Here is a 14,398-nt window from a genome sequence, read left to right as displayed (position 1 = left end):
GTGACGTCCCGCGTGCACAGCACCCTCCGATCGGAGTTGACACCGAAAATGTGAACGCTCACAATGCATTCTTGCGGGTGTCCTTTGTCCTCCAGATCCATTCCTATGGTAAAGACCAAGGAGTGGTTCGGGCTCCAGGGACGCGGAGGGTAGACCCCAGCCACCGGGGCGCACTGTGGGAAGAACGCGCCGCCAGCTTTGCGACAGGTCACGGGGACAACGTCCGGGTAAGGGCGACGCCACGCGTGATGTCAACACGTTCTTGAGAGTGATCAGCAAGGAGACCAGCCGTGAAAGAGACGAAGTCCTGGGGCAGGGGTTGGGCGGTCGTGGCGCCCTTCGTGTTGGGGCTGCTCGCGATGACGGGGTGCAACGAGAAGAGCGAGGGGACGGCCGCCGCGCCGGCCGAGGGCGGCGGCGCGAAGCCGAAGATCGTCAAGCTCGCCTTCGTCACCAACAACGCGTCCGAGTTCTGGAAGATCGCCCAGGCGGGCGTCCGGAAATATGAGCAAGAGAGCAAGGTTCAAGTCGACGTGAAGATGCCGTCGAACGGCACCACGGAGGAGCAGAACCAGATCCTCGAGAACCTCTCGAGTCAGGGCTACGACGCCATCGCCGTGAGCGCCATCGCGCCGGCCGATCAGGTCCCGGTGCTCAACAAGGTGGCCGAGAAGAGCAAGCTCATCACGTTCGACTCGGACGCCCCTGCGTCGAGCCGCCTTCTCTACATCGGCACCAACAACCACGAGGCCGGCAAGGCGCTCGGCGCCCACATCGTGAAGCTCCTCCCGGAGGGCGGCAAGATGGCCGTGTTCGTCGGCACGCTCTCCGCGGACAACGCGAAGCAGCGCCTGCAAGGCATCCAGGACGCGATCGCCGGCAAGAACATCGAGATCGTCGACAAGCGCGAGGACAACACCGACCGCGCGAAGGCGCGCTCCAACGTGGAGGACATCATCAACGCGCACCCGGACCTGAAGCTCGTCGCCGGCCTGTGGTCTTACAACGGCCCCGCCATCGCGGCGGCGATCGAGGCGCTCGGGAAGAAGGGCAAGGTCCTCGCGGCGGTGTTCGACGAGGAACAGGAGACGCTCACGGCCATCGAGAACGGCACGATCTCGGCCACGGTCGTCCAGAAGCCCTTTCAGTTCGGTTACCTGGCGAGCAAGTGGGCGCACGAGCTCTCGGTCAAGCCCGACACGGCGAAGGCGCAGATCCCGGCCAACAAGAGCATCGACACCGGCATCGACGTGATCGAAAGGACCAACGTCGCGGCCTTCAAACAGCAGCTCGCCGAAATGAAGAAGTGAGCGTGACAGCGCCCGCTCCGGATCTGCTCGCGATGCGCGCGATCACCAAGCGGTTCGCCGGGGTGGTCGCGCTCCGGGGCGTCTCTCTCTCGCTGAAGCCGGGCGAGGTGCTGGCCCTCATGGGCGAGAACGGCGCGGGCAAGAGCACGCTCATGAAGATCCTCGGGGGCGCCCTGCAGCCCGACGAAGGCGAGATCCACATCGACGGGAAGAACGTCGCCATCGAGAGCGTGCGCGCCGCCAAGCGCCTCGGCATCGCGCTCATCCATCAGGAGCTGATGCTGGCGCCGAACCTGGACATCGCGGCCAACATCTTCCTCGGCAACGAAGGCGGCGCGACGGGGCTGCTCCTCCGTCCGCTGCCGAAGGGCGACATGGCCGCCCGCGCCAGGGAGCTGCTCCTGCGCGTGGGCTTGCGGCTCCCGCCCTCGACCCCGGTGTCCGCGTTGACCGCCGGTCAGATGCAGATGGTCGAGATCGCCAAGGCGCTCGCCCTGAACGCGCGCATCCTCATCATGGACGAGCCGACTTCGTCGCTCACGAGCGGTGAGTCCGAGCATCTCTTCGGGATCATCCGCAAGCTCCGGGCGGACGGCATCGGCATCGTCTACATCTCGCACCGCATGGAAGAGGTCATGGCGCTGGCGGACCGGGTGACGGTCCTGCGCGACGGCCGCCACGTCGGGGACCTCGCGCGCGCGGGAGCGACGCGCGAACAGATCGTCTCCATGATGGTGGGCCGCGAGCTCAGCGCGCACTACTTCCCGGAGAAGCGGCCCCGCACATCGACCGAGCCCGTGCTGGTGGTCGAAGGGCTCGTCGTGCCCGGCGCGCCCGCGCAGATCTCCTTCTCGGCCGGACGCGGGGAGATCCTCGGCTTCGCCGGCCTGGTCGGCTCGGGCCGCACGGAGCTCATGCAGGCGATCTTCGGGGTCACCCCGGCGCTCGGGGGACACATGACGCTCGAAGGCAAGGAGTTTGCGCCTCGAAAACCCAGGGACGCCATCGACCGCGGCGTCTACCTGGCGCCGGAGGATCGCAAGCGCCACGGCCTCGTACTGCCGCTCAGCGTCGCGGAGAACACCTCCCTGCCCAACATCGGCAGCTACAGCCGCTGGGGCTTCCTGAACAGGGAGACGGAGCGCCGGGTCGCCGAATCGGAGGTGCAGCGCTTGAGGACGAAGACGCCCGGCATCCGCCAGCTCGTCGTGAACCTCTCCGGCGGAAACCAGCAGAAGGTGGTGCTCGGGAAATGGCTGGCCATGAACCCGCGCGTGCTCATCCTGGACGAGCCGACGCGGGGCGTCGACGTCGGCGCCAAGGCCGAGATATACCGCCACATGACCGCTCTCGCGGATGAAGGCATCACGATCTTGATGGTCAGCTCGGACATGGAAGAGATCATCGGAATGAGCGATCGCGTCGCCGTCATGCACGAGCGACGCATCAAGGGCGTGTTGCCGCGGGAACGGCTCAGCCAGGAGCGGATCGCGACCTTGATGACGGGCCACGCCGACAAGGAGGATTGGTCGTGAGGCGTGAGCTCGGGATGACCATCGCGCTCTTCGTGATGTGTCTGGCCCTCTACATCTCGAACCCGGATTTTCTCGGGCAGTCGAACTCGATCAACACCCTGCGGCAGATCTCGATGCTCGGGATCTTCGCGATCGGCATCGGGTTCGTCATCATCGCCGGCGGCATCGATCTGTCGATCGGGTCCGTGATCGGCCTGACGGGCGTCCTCATCGCCAAGCTCTCGTCGACCCAGCTCGGCGGCCTGGGTTATCCGCTCTGGATCGGCATTCCGGTGGCGCTCGGCGTGGCGCTGCTGATCGGCCTCGGCCAGGGCCTGTTGATCACGCGGCTCAAGCTGCAGCCGTTCATCGTCACGCTCGGCGGCATGCTGTTCTTGCGCGGCGTCTCGCAGACCATCGCCGGCGGGGGCACGCTGAGCCTCGGTGGCTCGCCGCTGCTCACCCTCGCGAACGGCGGGCTGCTCAAGAGCGGGAGCGACGCGCTCGTCCCGTATCCGCTTTTGATGTTCCTCGCCGTGGGCGGCGTGGCGGCCTACGCGCTGCACTTCACGGTGTTCGGCCGGTACGTTTACGCGATCGGCGGCAACCGCGACGCGGCCGAGTACTCCGGCATCAACGTGAGGCGGGTGGAGACGTCGACCTATGTGATCTCGGCGGGCCTCGGCGGCGTGGCTGGCGTCTGTTACGCGTCGTACATCGGCCAGATGTCGCAGCAGGTCGGCATCGCGTACGAGATGTACGCGATCGCCGCGGCCGTTCTCGGCGGCTGCTCGCTTCGCGGGGGTGAAGGCACGGTGCTCGGCATCATCATCGGCTCCGCGGTGATGCGCGTCATCGACAACGGCATCAACATGTTTCAGCTGCCGTACCAGGACGCCGACCGCATCCAGCGCATCTGGCGCCTGGACCCGAACTGGACCTTCATCATCATCGGCGCCGTGATCCTCGTCGCCGTGATCCTCGACCAGATCGTGCACATCGTGCAGACGAAGCGGCGCATCCGGCATGCCTCCGCGGGCGCCGCCGAGGCGGCGCCGAGCCTGCAGGCGGCCGCGGCGGTCAGCGCGGCGGGGCCGCCCGCCGCGAGAGCGCCCGATCGCGAGAGCGTCTGAGCTTTCCGGCGATGGGAGACGAACCGGCAAGTCGCCAGGAGCGCCCCGCCCTGACCCTCAGAGAAGTCGTTGCCTCCTCAGCCTGGCGGTCCGGCCTGAGCGGCGCCGGAGCTCGTGACCCCTGTCGCCCGCCCCGTCTCGGCGCCATGACGGGTCCATGTCAGCGCACTCGAAGAAGACGTCTATCGGTTGCTCCGGCAACAGCAGGCCCACGAACAAGAACAAGCGACATCACTGGAAGCGCTACCGCGGCCAGGGCAAGGCACACCACGGGTGATCGCCGTCACGGCGAGGTGAGCCGGCGAGCATAACCCGCCGCCCGACCCACGAGCGCGGCGGCCGCGATGACGCCGCGCGCCCGCAGCGTCTCCCGGGGCGAACGCGCCTCCGGCGGCGCGACGAACGCCTCGAGCCAGGCCTCGGCCGGCGGTCGCGCCAGCACCCCGCCGAGGTCGAACAGCGAGAGATCCGGGACCCCGGCCGCCACCGCGGCAGCCACGTCCTCGCGGAGCTCGGCGACCGAGCGGTAGACAGGCTCGTCGCCGAGCGCGCCTTTGCCCACGGCGCCCAGCGAGGCGCCCGCCCTCGGACCGAACCGCCGGGCGGCGGCGCGGCACCCCCAGGCGAGCAGCGTGAGCGCGTCCTCCCGGCCCATCGCACCGCGCGAGTACCCCTCGAACAGCGACGTGTACAGCATCGCGCCGACGCGCCCCCACGGCGGCGCGGACACGGGCGTCCCGAGCAGCTGCTCCCAGCCGCATGACGACCCGTCGGTCAAGACGAGCGGCACGATCGCCGCCGAGGTCGCCACTCCGCGCGCGTGCACCGCGCCCGCCAGCTCCACGTACGCGCGCTGCGCATCGCTCCACCGCGGGCTCCCCCGCGCTCCCCGCGGCCCACCGCCGAGCAGATCGAGCGCGCCGCGCCCCCCCGCGAGGGCCCGCCGCAGCGCCTCGATCGGCGGCTCGAGATCGAACACGACCTCCGCCACGGCCAGGCGCCGCGCGTCGAGCGCGTCCAGCAGCCGCGCGACGAACGCGCCGAACGCCGCCACATTGCCGGCGCTCGCCCAGCGCCCGTCCTCGTCCGCGATCATCGGCCACACAGCGACCGGCACCCCCGCGTCCGCGCACGCCGCCACGAGATCCGGCAGCCCCGCCGCGGTCTCCGGCCGCACCGCGATCGAGAGCTCCAGCGCATACCGCCGCAACAGCGCGAGCGTCCCGGGCGCCCGCACCACCTCGAGCGGCAGCAGCTCGCTCCAGATCCGGCGGCGAGGCGTCACGCCCGCCGCCCGCGCCGCGAAGCCGCCTGCGCTCGGTCGCCGCCCGCGCAGCGGCGCCGCCGTTTCCTTCCGAACGCCCCGGAGCCCCCGCTACACTCGCGCGTCATGAAGATCCTCTATGGCGTCGTCGGCGAAGGGATGGGGCACGCCATGCGCTCGCGCGTGGTGATCGAACACCTGCTCGCGCAGGGACACGAGCTCGAGATCATGGCGTCGGGCAGGGCGACCGACTTCCTGTCCAAGCGCTTCGCGGGGGTGAACCGCATCCACGGGCTCCACATGATCTACGAGGAGAACCGGGTCCGGCGCGGCAAGACGCTCTGGTCCAACGTGCTCTCCGGCGCCACGGGCACGCCGAAGAACATCGCCGCGTACTTCGAGCTCATCAAGGACTTTCGCCCCGAGCTCACCGTCAGCGACTTCGAGTCGTGGACGTACCTCTACGCCAAGCTCCACCGGCTGCCGATCCTCTCGGTCGACAACATGCAGATCATCAACCGGTGCACCCACGACGCGGAGATCCTCGCCGGCCACGAGGCGGGTTTCCAGCTCACGCGCGCGTTCGTGAAGAGCAAGCTGCCGTTCTGCAACCATTACGTCATCGCCACGTTCTTCCGCCCGCCGGTCCGCAAGCAGGAGACGACGCTGGTGCCGCCGATCCTCCGCCCCGAGATCATCGCCGCGAACCGCCGCCCCGGGGAGCACCTGCTCGTCTACCAGACCGCCGAGGGGAACGACGCGCTGACGGCGACGCTCGCGAAGACCGGGCTCGAGTGCCGCATCTACGGGATGCGCCGGAACATCACGGAGGAGCAGGTCGAGGGCAACCTGCGCTACCGCCCCTTCAGCGAGGAGGGCTTCATCGACGACCTCGCGTCGTGCCGCGCCGTCATCGCCGGCGGCGGGTTCACGCTCATGGGGGAGGCGGTCTACCTGCGCAAGCCGATGCTCGCCGTCCCTCTCGGCCGCCAGTTCGAGCAGGTGCTGAACGCCCGCTACCTCGAGCGCGAGGGGTTCGGCCGCGGCGCCGATTCGCTGGACGATCCGGCCGTCGTCACGGATTTCGTGAAGGCCATCCCGGCCTGTGAAGAGAAGCTCGCGGGTTACTCCCAGGACGGCAACCGGCAGCTGTTCGAGGTGATGGACGGCCTGCTCGATCGCGCGCACGCCGGCGTGCTCTGAGCGCGGCGGCCGGCGCGCCGCGCTCGGCCAGGCGCCCTCCCCTACTTCGGCCTGCAGCCCTTGAGGTCCGAGCCGGAGACGCCGTTGCACTCCTGGTCCGCGGGGCAGTCCGTCTGTTCGACGCACGTCTTCAGGCACTCGAGCGCCGCGCTGTCGTCGGGCTTGCCGCAGACCGCCCCGCTCTCACACTCGCCGTCCGCGCCCGCTTCGTCGCACGCCTCGCCGAGCGCCGCCTCGCCGCCACAGCCCCACGCGAGCAGCGCGCCGACGAAGAGCCCCATCCCGATCCACCTGGTTCGCATGCATGACCTCCCTTGTCTTCATCCCACCCGCAGGCGGCAGGGCGCGTCGACGCCGCTCACGTGATGGCGCGGCGCGCTCTCGGCCCCCTCCGCACGCAGCCCGATGCTACCGCGCGCTGCGGCTCTTGACGCCCTGGCGCTGGCTCCACGACGCCGATGCCGTCTCCTCGATCCGGATGAGCACGGCGGTGATGTTGTCGCGGCCACCGTTCTCGTTGGCGCAGTCGATGAGCTTGCCGCACGCGTCGGCGAGCACGGCGTTGTCCTCGACGATGCGCGCGATCTCGCGATCGTCGACGAGCCCGTGGAGGCCGTCGGAGCAGAGGAGGAACACGTCGCCCGCCTCGACGCGCTCCGCGCGCAGGTCGATGTCGACGCTGGGGCCGATGCCGAGCGCCCGCGTGATCACGTTGCGGGGCAGGTAAGCGAGGTCGCGCTCCGTGAGGTCGGGCCGCTCGAGGAGCGCGTCCGCGATGAGCGAGTGGTCGCGGGTCAGCTGCGAGATATCGCCGTTGCGGAGGAGGTAGCAGCGGCTGTCGCCGGCGTGGGCGACGTAGAACTTCCGCTCCCGCGGCGAGAACGCGGCGGCGACGACCGTGGTCCCCATCCCGCGGTAGAACCGCGAGTCGTCGGCGTGCGCGAAGATGCGCGCGTTCGCGTACGTCACGGCGGCGCGCAGCCTGTCGCCGGTCGACGCCTTGCGCCGCTTGCCGTTCGCGTCGCGGAAGTAGCCGGCGATGGCGCTCGCGGCGATCCGGCTCGCGACCTCGCCGGCCTCGTGCCCGCCCATGCCATCCGCGACGACGTAGACGTTGAACTCGGGGAGGAGGATGTATCGGTCCTCGTTGTGGACCCGCTCCCTGCCGACGTCGGATAGACCTGCCGCGGTGGCGCGCATTCGCCCCGAGTCTAGACGACGCTTGGCCCCCCAGGGAACTGGGTTAATCTCCCCGCCATGTCCGACCTTGTGATCGACAACCCGTATACCCTCGAGGAAGCCGTCCGCCGGCCTCTTGCAGACGAGGCCGCCGTCGACCGCCTCCTCGACACGGCGACCGCCGCCGCGCGGCGCTTCTCGCACACATCCATCGCCGAGCGCGCCGCCCTGTGCCAGCGCGCGGTCGAGCACATCGAGGCCAACACCCCGTCGATCGCCGCCGACATCACCCGCATGATGGGCAAGCCCCTGCGCCAATCCCGCAATGAAGTCGCGGGGATGGCCAAGCGAGCCCGGCACATGATCGCGATCGCCGAGGGCGCGCTCGCCGATGTGATCCTGCCGGAGCTCCCCGGGCTCGAGCGGCGGATCGTGCGCGCTCCGCTCGGCGTTGTCTTCAATCTGCCCGCCTGGAATTATCCGCTCCTCACCGCCGTGAACGTGGTCATCCCCGCGGTGCTCTCGGGCAATGTGGTGCTGCTCAAGCACTCGCCGCGCTCGCCGCTCTGCGGAGAGCACTTCGCGACGGCGTTCGCGGAGGCCGGCGCGCCGCCCGGCCTCGTCCAGGCCTTCCACTGCAGCCACGCCACGTCCGAGCGCATCGCGTCGGACCCGCGGGTCAACTTCGTCGGTTTCACCGGTTCCGTCGAAGGCGGACGCCGGATCTATGCGGCCACATCGAAGAAGGTGGCCGTCGACGCCGGCCTGGAGCTCGGCGGGAAGGACGGCGCCTACGTCGCGGCCGACGCGGACCTCGAGAAGGCGGTGGACGGGATCGTCGACGGCGCCTGTTACAACGCGGGACAGAGCTGCTGCGCTGTCGAGCGCGCGTATGTGCACCGCGACCTCTATCCGAAGTTCGTGGAGGCCGCGCTGGAGCTGATGAAGCGTTACGTCCTCGGCGATCCGACCGACGAGCGGACGAACCTGGGTCCGATGGCGCAGCCTCACGCGCCGGCGTTCCTGGAGGCGCAGGTGAAGCAGGCGCTCTCCCGGGGGGCGAAGGCGCTCTGCGGCGGTCGGGCGACCCAGGTCGACGGCCGTGGCCGCTTCTTCGAGCCGACGCTCCTCGTGGACACGGCGCCCGATCTCGACGTGATGCGCATCGAGTCGTTCGGGCCGGTGCTGCCCATCGTGCCGGTCTCGTCCGACGAGGAGGCGCTCGCGCTGATGAACGACAGCGATCTCGGGCTCACCGCGTCGGTCTGGACGCGCGACCGCGAGCGCGCCGCGCGGCTCGCGCGCGAGCTCGACGTCGGCACGGTCTTCATGAACCAGTGTGACACCCTGGATCCGGCGCTCCCGTGGACGGGCGCGAAGAACAGCGGCAAGGGCGCGACGCTCTCGACGCTCGGGTTCCTGCACCTGACGCGGCCGAAATCGATCAACTTCAAGATCGGCTGAAGGCCCGGGCGCGCGGCGCTAACACCGCGCCTCGCGCAGCCCGAGAGCCGATGAGCTCGAAGGAGACGGCTTGCGCCGGGGGCGAAGTGCGGTATCCCGAGGCGATGGAAACTCAAGAGATCTATCGCGGGCGCCTCATCGATCACGTTCAGCTCGTCGTGGCCGACCTGGCGGCGAGCAAGAAGTTCTATCGTGCCGTCTTCGACGTGATCGGGATCCCGATCGCAGGCGAGGCCAACGATTACTTCTGGGCCGACGAGCTCTTCATCTCGAGCGCGGACTCGCCGGCCGCGGCCGGCGTGACCACCGGCCGGACGCACCTCGCCTTCCAGGCGAGCGACCGCGCCACGGTCGATCGGTTCCACGCCGCCGCGATCGCCGCGGGCGGCAAGGACAACGGCGCTCCGGGCAAGCGCCCGTACCACCCCGGCTACTACGCGGCGTTCGTGCTCGACCCGGATGGGAACAACATCGAGGTCGTCCACCATGGCCAGGCGAACAGGTCGGCGGACGCGATAAAGATCACGTTCTGATCGCGAAGATGTCGCGAGAGCATTGAAGAACCGACAGAGAATCGATTGAAATTGGCACGGGCGCCGGCGCACCACCGCTGCTCCTCCCGCGCTTCTTTCCCTGCTCCCCCTCTCGGCGCCTGCTCGTCTCTCCTCAAACGGACTGCCGCGCTGGCTCTCCGTCGATGCAGACACGCTTCCTGGCGACGGGCCTCGGCGCGACGTCGTTCAGGACCACCCCGAGGATGCGGCGATCGCCGAGCTGCTCGGCGGCCCTCGTCAGCGACGACGCCCGGGTCAGCGAGGCGCGCGCGACGAGGACGATGCCGTCGGAGGCGTCCTCGATGACGTTGGCGTCGCCCGAGCCAAGGACCGGAGGGCCGTCGATGACGACGTAATCGTGGTAGCGCCGCAGCGTGCGCATCGCGGCCTCGAAGTGGACCGAGTGGAGCGCCGCGGGGTAGCTCGCCTCGAGCGATGGCTCCGCGAGCACCGAGAGCGACTGGCTGACGGCGATGACGCCGAGCGGGCGGATCTCGCCCGCCATCCGCCGCCGGAGCTGCTCCGAGAAGCTCGCGTGCGCGGGCAGCCGCAGGCCGAGCGTCGCCGCGACGCGGGGGCACGTGAGGTGGCCGTCGACGAGCAGCACCCGGGCGCGCTCGGCCTCGGCGAGCGTCATCGCCAGGCGGACCGCCAGCGCTGTCTTGCCCTCGGCCCGGCCGGGGCTCACCACCGCGACCGCGAGCGGCTCGCCCGCCCGCCGCTGATCGAGCCGGTGCCGCAGGACCCGGAGCGCCGCGAGCGCGGGCGCGGGCGCCCCCCGGAGCAGCTCGAACACGCCGTGCCCCTCGGGATCGAGGTCCGCGCCGATGATCTCCACCTCGGGCCCATCGAACGCGGGGCCGCCGGCGCGCGCGAACGAGCGCACGCCCATGCAGGCGAGCGGCGCCTCGGGCGCGCTCCAGGACGACCGGTCGACCACCTCGCAGTCGCCGACATCGAGGCCGTCCCGGAGCGTGTCCTCCGGGGCGGCGCCGGCCGGAGCGACGCCGGCCAGAGCGGCCTCTTCCGGTGCGCCGGACGGCTCTGCGTTATGCCCGCGCCCGCCGGGCGGCTCCGTGCCGGGCCCAGCCGCGCCAGGCGGGTCTGCGCCATGCCCGCGCCCGCCGGGCGGCTCCGTGCCGTACTTCGGCTCGATGGGCGGCTCCGCGTAGTACGCGGGCACGATCGTGCGCTCGCGGAGCGGCGGGCGCGCCGGGAGCTCCGGCATCGCGGCCAGCAGGGCTGGGCCGCCGAGCGCGTGGATGTCGCCGCCGTCGTAGAGCGTGTCGTTGAGCAGCACCCGGGCCCCGGCGACGCCGAGCGCGAAGAAGAACGTCACCGCGGCGCCCGCGAAGAAGACGCGGCCCCGCCCCCGGTCAGGGCGGCTCGGCAGGTAGGCCTGGTCGAGGACGTCGAGCTCGGTCTCGCTCTTGTTCTCGGCGGCGTCCGCGGACAGGTCAGCGGCCCGCTCGTTGGCCTGAACGGCCTTCAGGTACTCGCGCGCCCGCTCCAGATCGAGGCGGAGCCGGTGCCACTCGGTCTCGAGCTCGATCACGCGCTCCTCGGCGCCCCCGTCGGCCGCCCACTGCGGCGCGCGCGGCGTATCGCCCCTGGCCGCGCTCTCCGCCGGCGCGCGCGGCGCATCGCCCCCCGCCGGCCCCCTGCCGCCTCCGGCGCGCGCGCGCAGGCCCGCGATCTGCCGGAGGAGCGCGGTCCGCTCCGCCGCGAGCGCCGCGCGCCGCGACGGGGTGAGCGCGCGCGCGTCGCCGGCCGGCGCCTCGGTGACGCCCGCGCGCACGAGCCCGAGCGCGCTCTCGGCCGCGGTGAGCTGGCTCTTCGCCGCCTCGACGCGGCGCTTCGCGGCGACGGCGTCCGGGTGGATCGGGGTCACGGTCGTGAGCTTCTCGGCGAGCGCCGCCTCGGCCGCCGCGACCGCGGCGACGGCGGCGGAGCGGGCCCGCTGCGCCTCGACGACGCTCTGGGGCAGCGGCTGCCCCGGCGCCGCCGCAGGCGATCGCCCGGCCCCGAGCAGCGCCTCGACCCGCGCGAGCTGCCGCTCGAGCGCCGCGAGTTGCGGGTCGACCGGGCGGACAGGCTGCGCTGACAACAGAGCGCGCGCGCCGGCCGCGGGCGCAGGGGCGCCGGGCGAGCCGAGCTGCTGGGGCGCCGGTGCATAGGGAGAGTCGTTGAGCCCCCACTGGAACTGCGGGTTCCTGGCGAGGAACGTCGCCAGCGCGCGGCTCGCCGCGTCGACCTTGGAGCTCGCCTCGGCGAGCTCCTTCCGCAGGAAATCGCGGGTCATCGTCGCCGTGCCGAGGCTGTCGCGGCGGTAGTCGTCGAGCAGGATCTGCGTGAGGCGGGCGGCGACCTGCTGCGCCACGTGCGGATCGTCGTGGGTGAACGAGACGACGTACGTATCGCTGCTCTGCGCGCGGAAGCCGACGTGGGTCTTCATCTCCTCGACGGCCTCGACCATCGAGCGGGCGGTCTTCTCCGGGTAGAGCCCGAACGCCTCGACGACGCCGGCGAGTGTGCCGCGCGCGGTAAGCGCATCCTTGAGCTTCGACCCGAGGCGCGCCGCGCGCGCGGTGCTGCTCTGCGGATCGCGGCCAGTCTGGATGGTGTCGCGGTAGAGGATCGTGGCCTCGCTCCGCCACACCCGCTTCGTGGCGAGCGCCAGGGCGAAGGAGATCGCGAGTCCGACGGCCAGCATCGCGGCCGCTCCGCGCCAGTACATCCGGACCCGGCCGAGGACGCTGATCGCGCGATCCAGGCGCTCCCGGGGTGTGCTCTCCGTGCTCAGGCTGGCCATGGTGTTCCTCGCCCCGCGGGCAGCGCGTCCGGCGCCGCGCGGCGCGGAGGGCGCGCGCGGGGGTGCTCCGCCCCCGCACGGCAAGGCGCGTGCTCGCGGGCGCGTCACCCCGGGACGCACCCGCCAGGGGGGACGCGGCTCGGGTGAGCGAGGGCGAACGGCGCCGTGGACACTCCACCTGCGGCGAGCGCTGATTCCTTGCCGGACAGCTACAGGCAGACGGGTGCTCCTCGCGGCCGTGCCATGGCAGCTTCTCGGCCGGAGCTCTTCTGTTCCGATGGTGGGGCGCAGCGCGAGCAGGCCAGCCCCTTCTAGGAGTTGCACGTGTTCCGGGCCGCCCGACTCGTCCACGCGGTTCGGCGCGCACCTGGTGCAAGCTGAAGAGCCCTGGTGCTCACCGTCCCGCCGAGCCCGACATCGAGCTTTCCGAGGTCGGTATGGTCGCGCCGGTTCGCCAGCAGCAACCTCCACGGTAGTACTATCCGCGGCGGTGGCGCCTCGCGTGCCGCACCATCGGAACGGACCTCCGTCCCCGGCTACCGCTCCTGAGCCTCCGCGTAGGTGATACCCTGCTCCAGGGTCCTGCACGTGACGACCCCGTGAAGCTCGGCGCCGAGCGTCACGAGGGTCATCGCGACCTCGGGCCGGATCCCGGTGAGCACCACCCGCGCGCCGAGCAACCGCGCCGCATGGGCGGCTTGGACGAGCCCGGAGGCCACCAGGGTGTCGACCACGGGGACCCCGGTGATATCGAGGATGGCGCTGTGCGCGCTGTGATGTGAGATGCCATTCAGCAGGACCTCGATCACGCGCACCACGCGCTGCGAGTCCATCGATCCGACGAGCGGCATCACCAGGATCCTGCGGCGGACGGGTATGAGCGGCGTGGATATCTCCGCGATGGCGTTCGCCTGCACCCGGATGAGCTCTTCTTGGAATCGGCTCCGCTCCTCTTCTGCCCGACGCCTCTCCTCCTCGGCAAGCTTGCGTTCCCTGATGTCGCGCGTGGTGCCGATGAAGAGCACCTCCGCGCCGAAGGCCATCTCGGCAACGCTGACCTCCACCGGAAACTCGCCCCCGTCCCGATGCCGGCAGAGCATCTCGCGGCGGTTGACGGGCAGATCCGAGAAGCCCAGCGGCGGGCACTTCAGCAGGGACGCGTCTTTCGCGTCGCCACCAGGCGCGGGCGCGCTGGACGTGACAAGGAGACTGGAGACATCCCGCCGAGCCACCTCCCGCTCCCCGTACCCGAAGAGGAGCTCGGCCGCCGGATTGAGGTATTTGATGGCGCCATGCTGGTCAAAGGTGAACACCGCGTCCACCATGTTGTCGATAACGCTCCGGAGCCGGAGCTCGCTCTCCTGCAGCGCGGACATCTGCAGCATTGTCTCGCGCTTCAATCTGCCGACCATCAGCGCCGTCACTGGCAGGGTGATGGCCCACACGATGACGCGCTGGAGGTTCTCGTCCGTGTAATGGAACGGCTGACCGGAAATCGAGAAGAACAGCGCGATGTAGAGCCAGCTGAACGTCGCGCTGATCAGCCCGGGGATGATCCCTCCGACATAAGCCGAGTAGACGAGCGCGAGGACCAGAATAGCGGGCGGGTTGGGTATTCCCAGCAAAGCCTTCTTCGCCAGCATGACGGCGAGAACGGCGAGAAATGTGAACAGCGGACCGCAGCTCAGCGGCCACAGTCGTTTGAGCGAAGACATCCCCATGATCATTGCGAACCGCGTCCCCCACGAGGCTGCGCCAAGTGGCCATCGTGCACGGCGCCGTCTTCCAGTGTCAAGGCAAAAATCAGTTGACACGGGAGAGGCGACGGCGTGGTCTCGTCGCGATGAGCCCGCAGGCTGGCTGTGGACCGAAAGCGGCCCTTTCAATGCTGCAGGTTGTGGAGAAGGCGGTCCCGCAGCTGGTGCTTGACGCCCCCGAAGCGCTTGGATTTCCTTCTCCCTGGAG

Annotated in this window: 11 protein-coding genes; 6 read left to right on the top strand and 5 right to left on the bottom strand. The window is 70.3% G+C overall.

Annotated elements, in window-relative coordinates; translation table 11 throughout:
- Window positions 1-290 precede the first annotated feature (290 nt).
- From WMF45_RS17725 to WMF45_RS17715, 3 genes are read left to right on the top strand one after another with little or no spacing between them, the layout of a single operon-like run.
- Complete coding sequence (locus WMF45_RS17725) at window positions 291-1,310, top strand: sugar-binding protein (RefSeq protein WP_437718054.1); 1,020 nt, start codon at window positions 291-293, stop codon at window positions 1,308-1,310.
- Complete coding sequence (locus WMF45_RS17720; protein ID WP_437718053.1) at window positions 1,307-2,845, top strand: sugar ABC transporter ATP-binding protein; 1,539 nt, start codon at window positions 1,307-1,309, stop codon at window positions 2,843-2,845. Before WMF45_RS17725 ends, WMF45_RS17720 begins: the two co-directional genes overlap by 4 nt.
- A complete protein-coding gene (locus WMF45_RS17715) occupies window positions 2,842-3,957 on the top strand; it encodes an ABC transporter permease (protein WP_437718052.1) in 1,116 nt (371 codons plus the stop codon). The genes WMF45_RS17720 and WMF45_RS17715 overlap by 4 nt, the downstream gene beginning before the upstream one ends.
- Before the next feature lie 283 nt (window positions 3,958-4,240).
- On the opposite strand, the gene WMF45_RS17710 is transcribed toward WMF45_RS17715, so the two are convergent.
- Window positions 4,241-5,242 carry a hypothetical protein gene (locus WMF45_RS17710; protein ID WP_437718051.1) on the bottom strand — a complete coding sequence of 334 codons (1,002 nt, stop codon included), beginning with the start codon at window positions 5,240-5,242 and terminating at the stop codon, window positions 4,241-4,243.
- 105 nt (window positions 5,243-5,347) lie between these two features.
- On the opposite strand from WMF45_RS17710, the gene WMF45_RS17705 reads away from it, so the two are divergent.
- On the top strand, window positions 5,348-6,424 hold the full coding sequence (locus WMF45_RS17705; protein WP_437718050.1) for a glycosyltransferase family protein: 1,077 nt from the start codon (window positions 5,348-5,350) through the stop codon (window positions 6,422-6,424).
- Between the two features lie 41 nt (window positions 6,425-6,465).
- Here the strand turns inward: WMF45_RS17705 and WMF45_RS17700 are convergent, their stop codons facing one another.
- Window positions 6,466-6,726, bottom strand: a complete 261-nt coding sequence (locus WMF45_RS17700) for a hypothetical protein (protein WP_437300102.1) — start codon at window positions 6,724-6,726, stop codon at window positions 6,466-6,468.
- Window positions 6,727-6,832: 106 nt separating this feature from the next.
- Complete coding sequence (locus WMF45_RS17695) at window positions 6,833-7,624, bottom strand: Stp1/IreP family PP2C-type Ser/Thr phosphatase (RefSeq protein ID WP_437718049.1); 792 nt, start codon at window positions 7,622-7,624, stop codon at window positions 6,833-6,835.
- A 57-nt stretch (window positions 7,625-7,681) separates the two neighbouring features.
- Here WMF45_RS17695 and WMF45_RS17690 point away from each other — a divergent pair, with 57 nt between their 5' ends.
- Window positions 7,682-9,067, top strand: coding sequence for an aldehyde dehydrogenase family protein (locus WMF45_RS17690; RefSeq protein ID WP_437552968.1), 1,386 nt, complete (start codon window positions 7,682-7,684; stop codon window positions 9,065-9,067).
- Between the two features lie 104 nt (window positions 9,068-9,171).
- Window positions 9,172-9,600 (top strand): VOC family protein, encoded by a 429-nt coding sequence (locus tag WMF45_RS17685; RefSeq protein WP_437718048.1) that lies wholly within the window; start codon window positions 9,172-9,174, stop codon window positions 9,598-9,600.
- Window positions 9,601-9,733: 133 nt separating this feature from the next.
- On the opposite strand, the gene WMF45_RS17680 is transcribed toward WMF45_RS17685, so the two are convergent.
- Entirely contained in the window at window positions 9,734-12,433 is a 2,700-nt protein-coding gene (locus tag WMF45_RS17680; protein WP_437718047.1) for a hypothetical protein, read from the bottom strand.
- 536 nt (window positions 12,434-12,969) lie between these two features.
- Entirely contained in the window at window positions 12,970-14,148 is a 1,179-nt protein-coding gene (locus WMF45_RS17675; RefSeq protein WP_437718046.1) for a PAS domain S-box protein, read from the bottom strand.
- Between the last annotated feature and the right edge of the window lie 250 nt (window positions 14,149-14,398).

The organism is Sorangium sp. So ce448 (assembly GCF_051520915.1).
Classification (GTDB): Bacteria; Myxococcota_A; Polyangia; order Polyangiales; family Polyangiaceae; genus Sorangium; species Sorangium cellulosum_B.
Note: the sequence above shows the minus strand (reverse complement) of the source record. Positions and strands in the feature narration are given on the sequence as shown.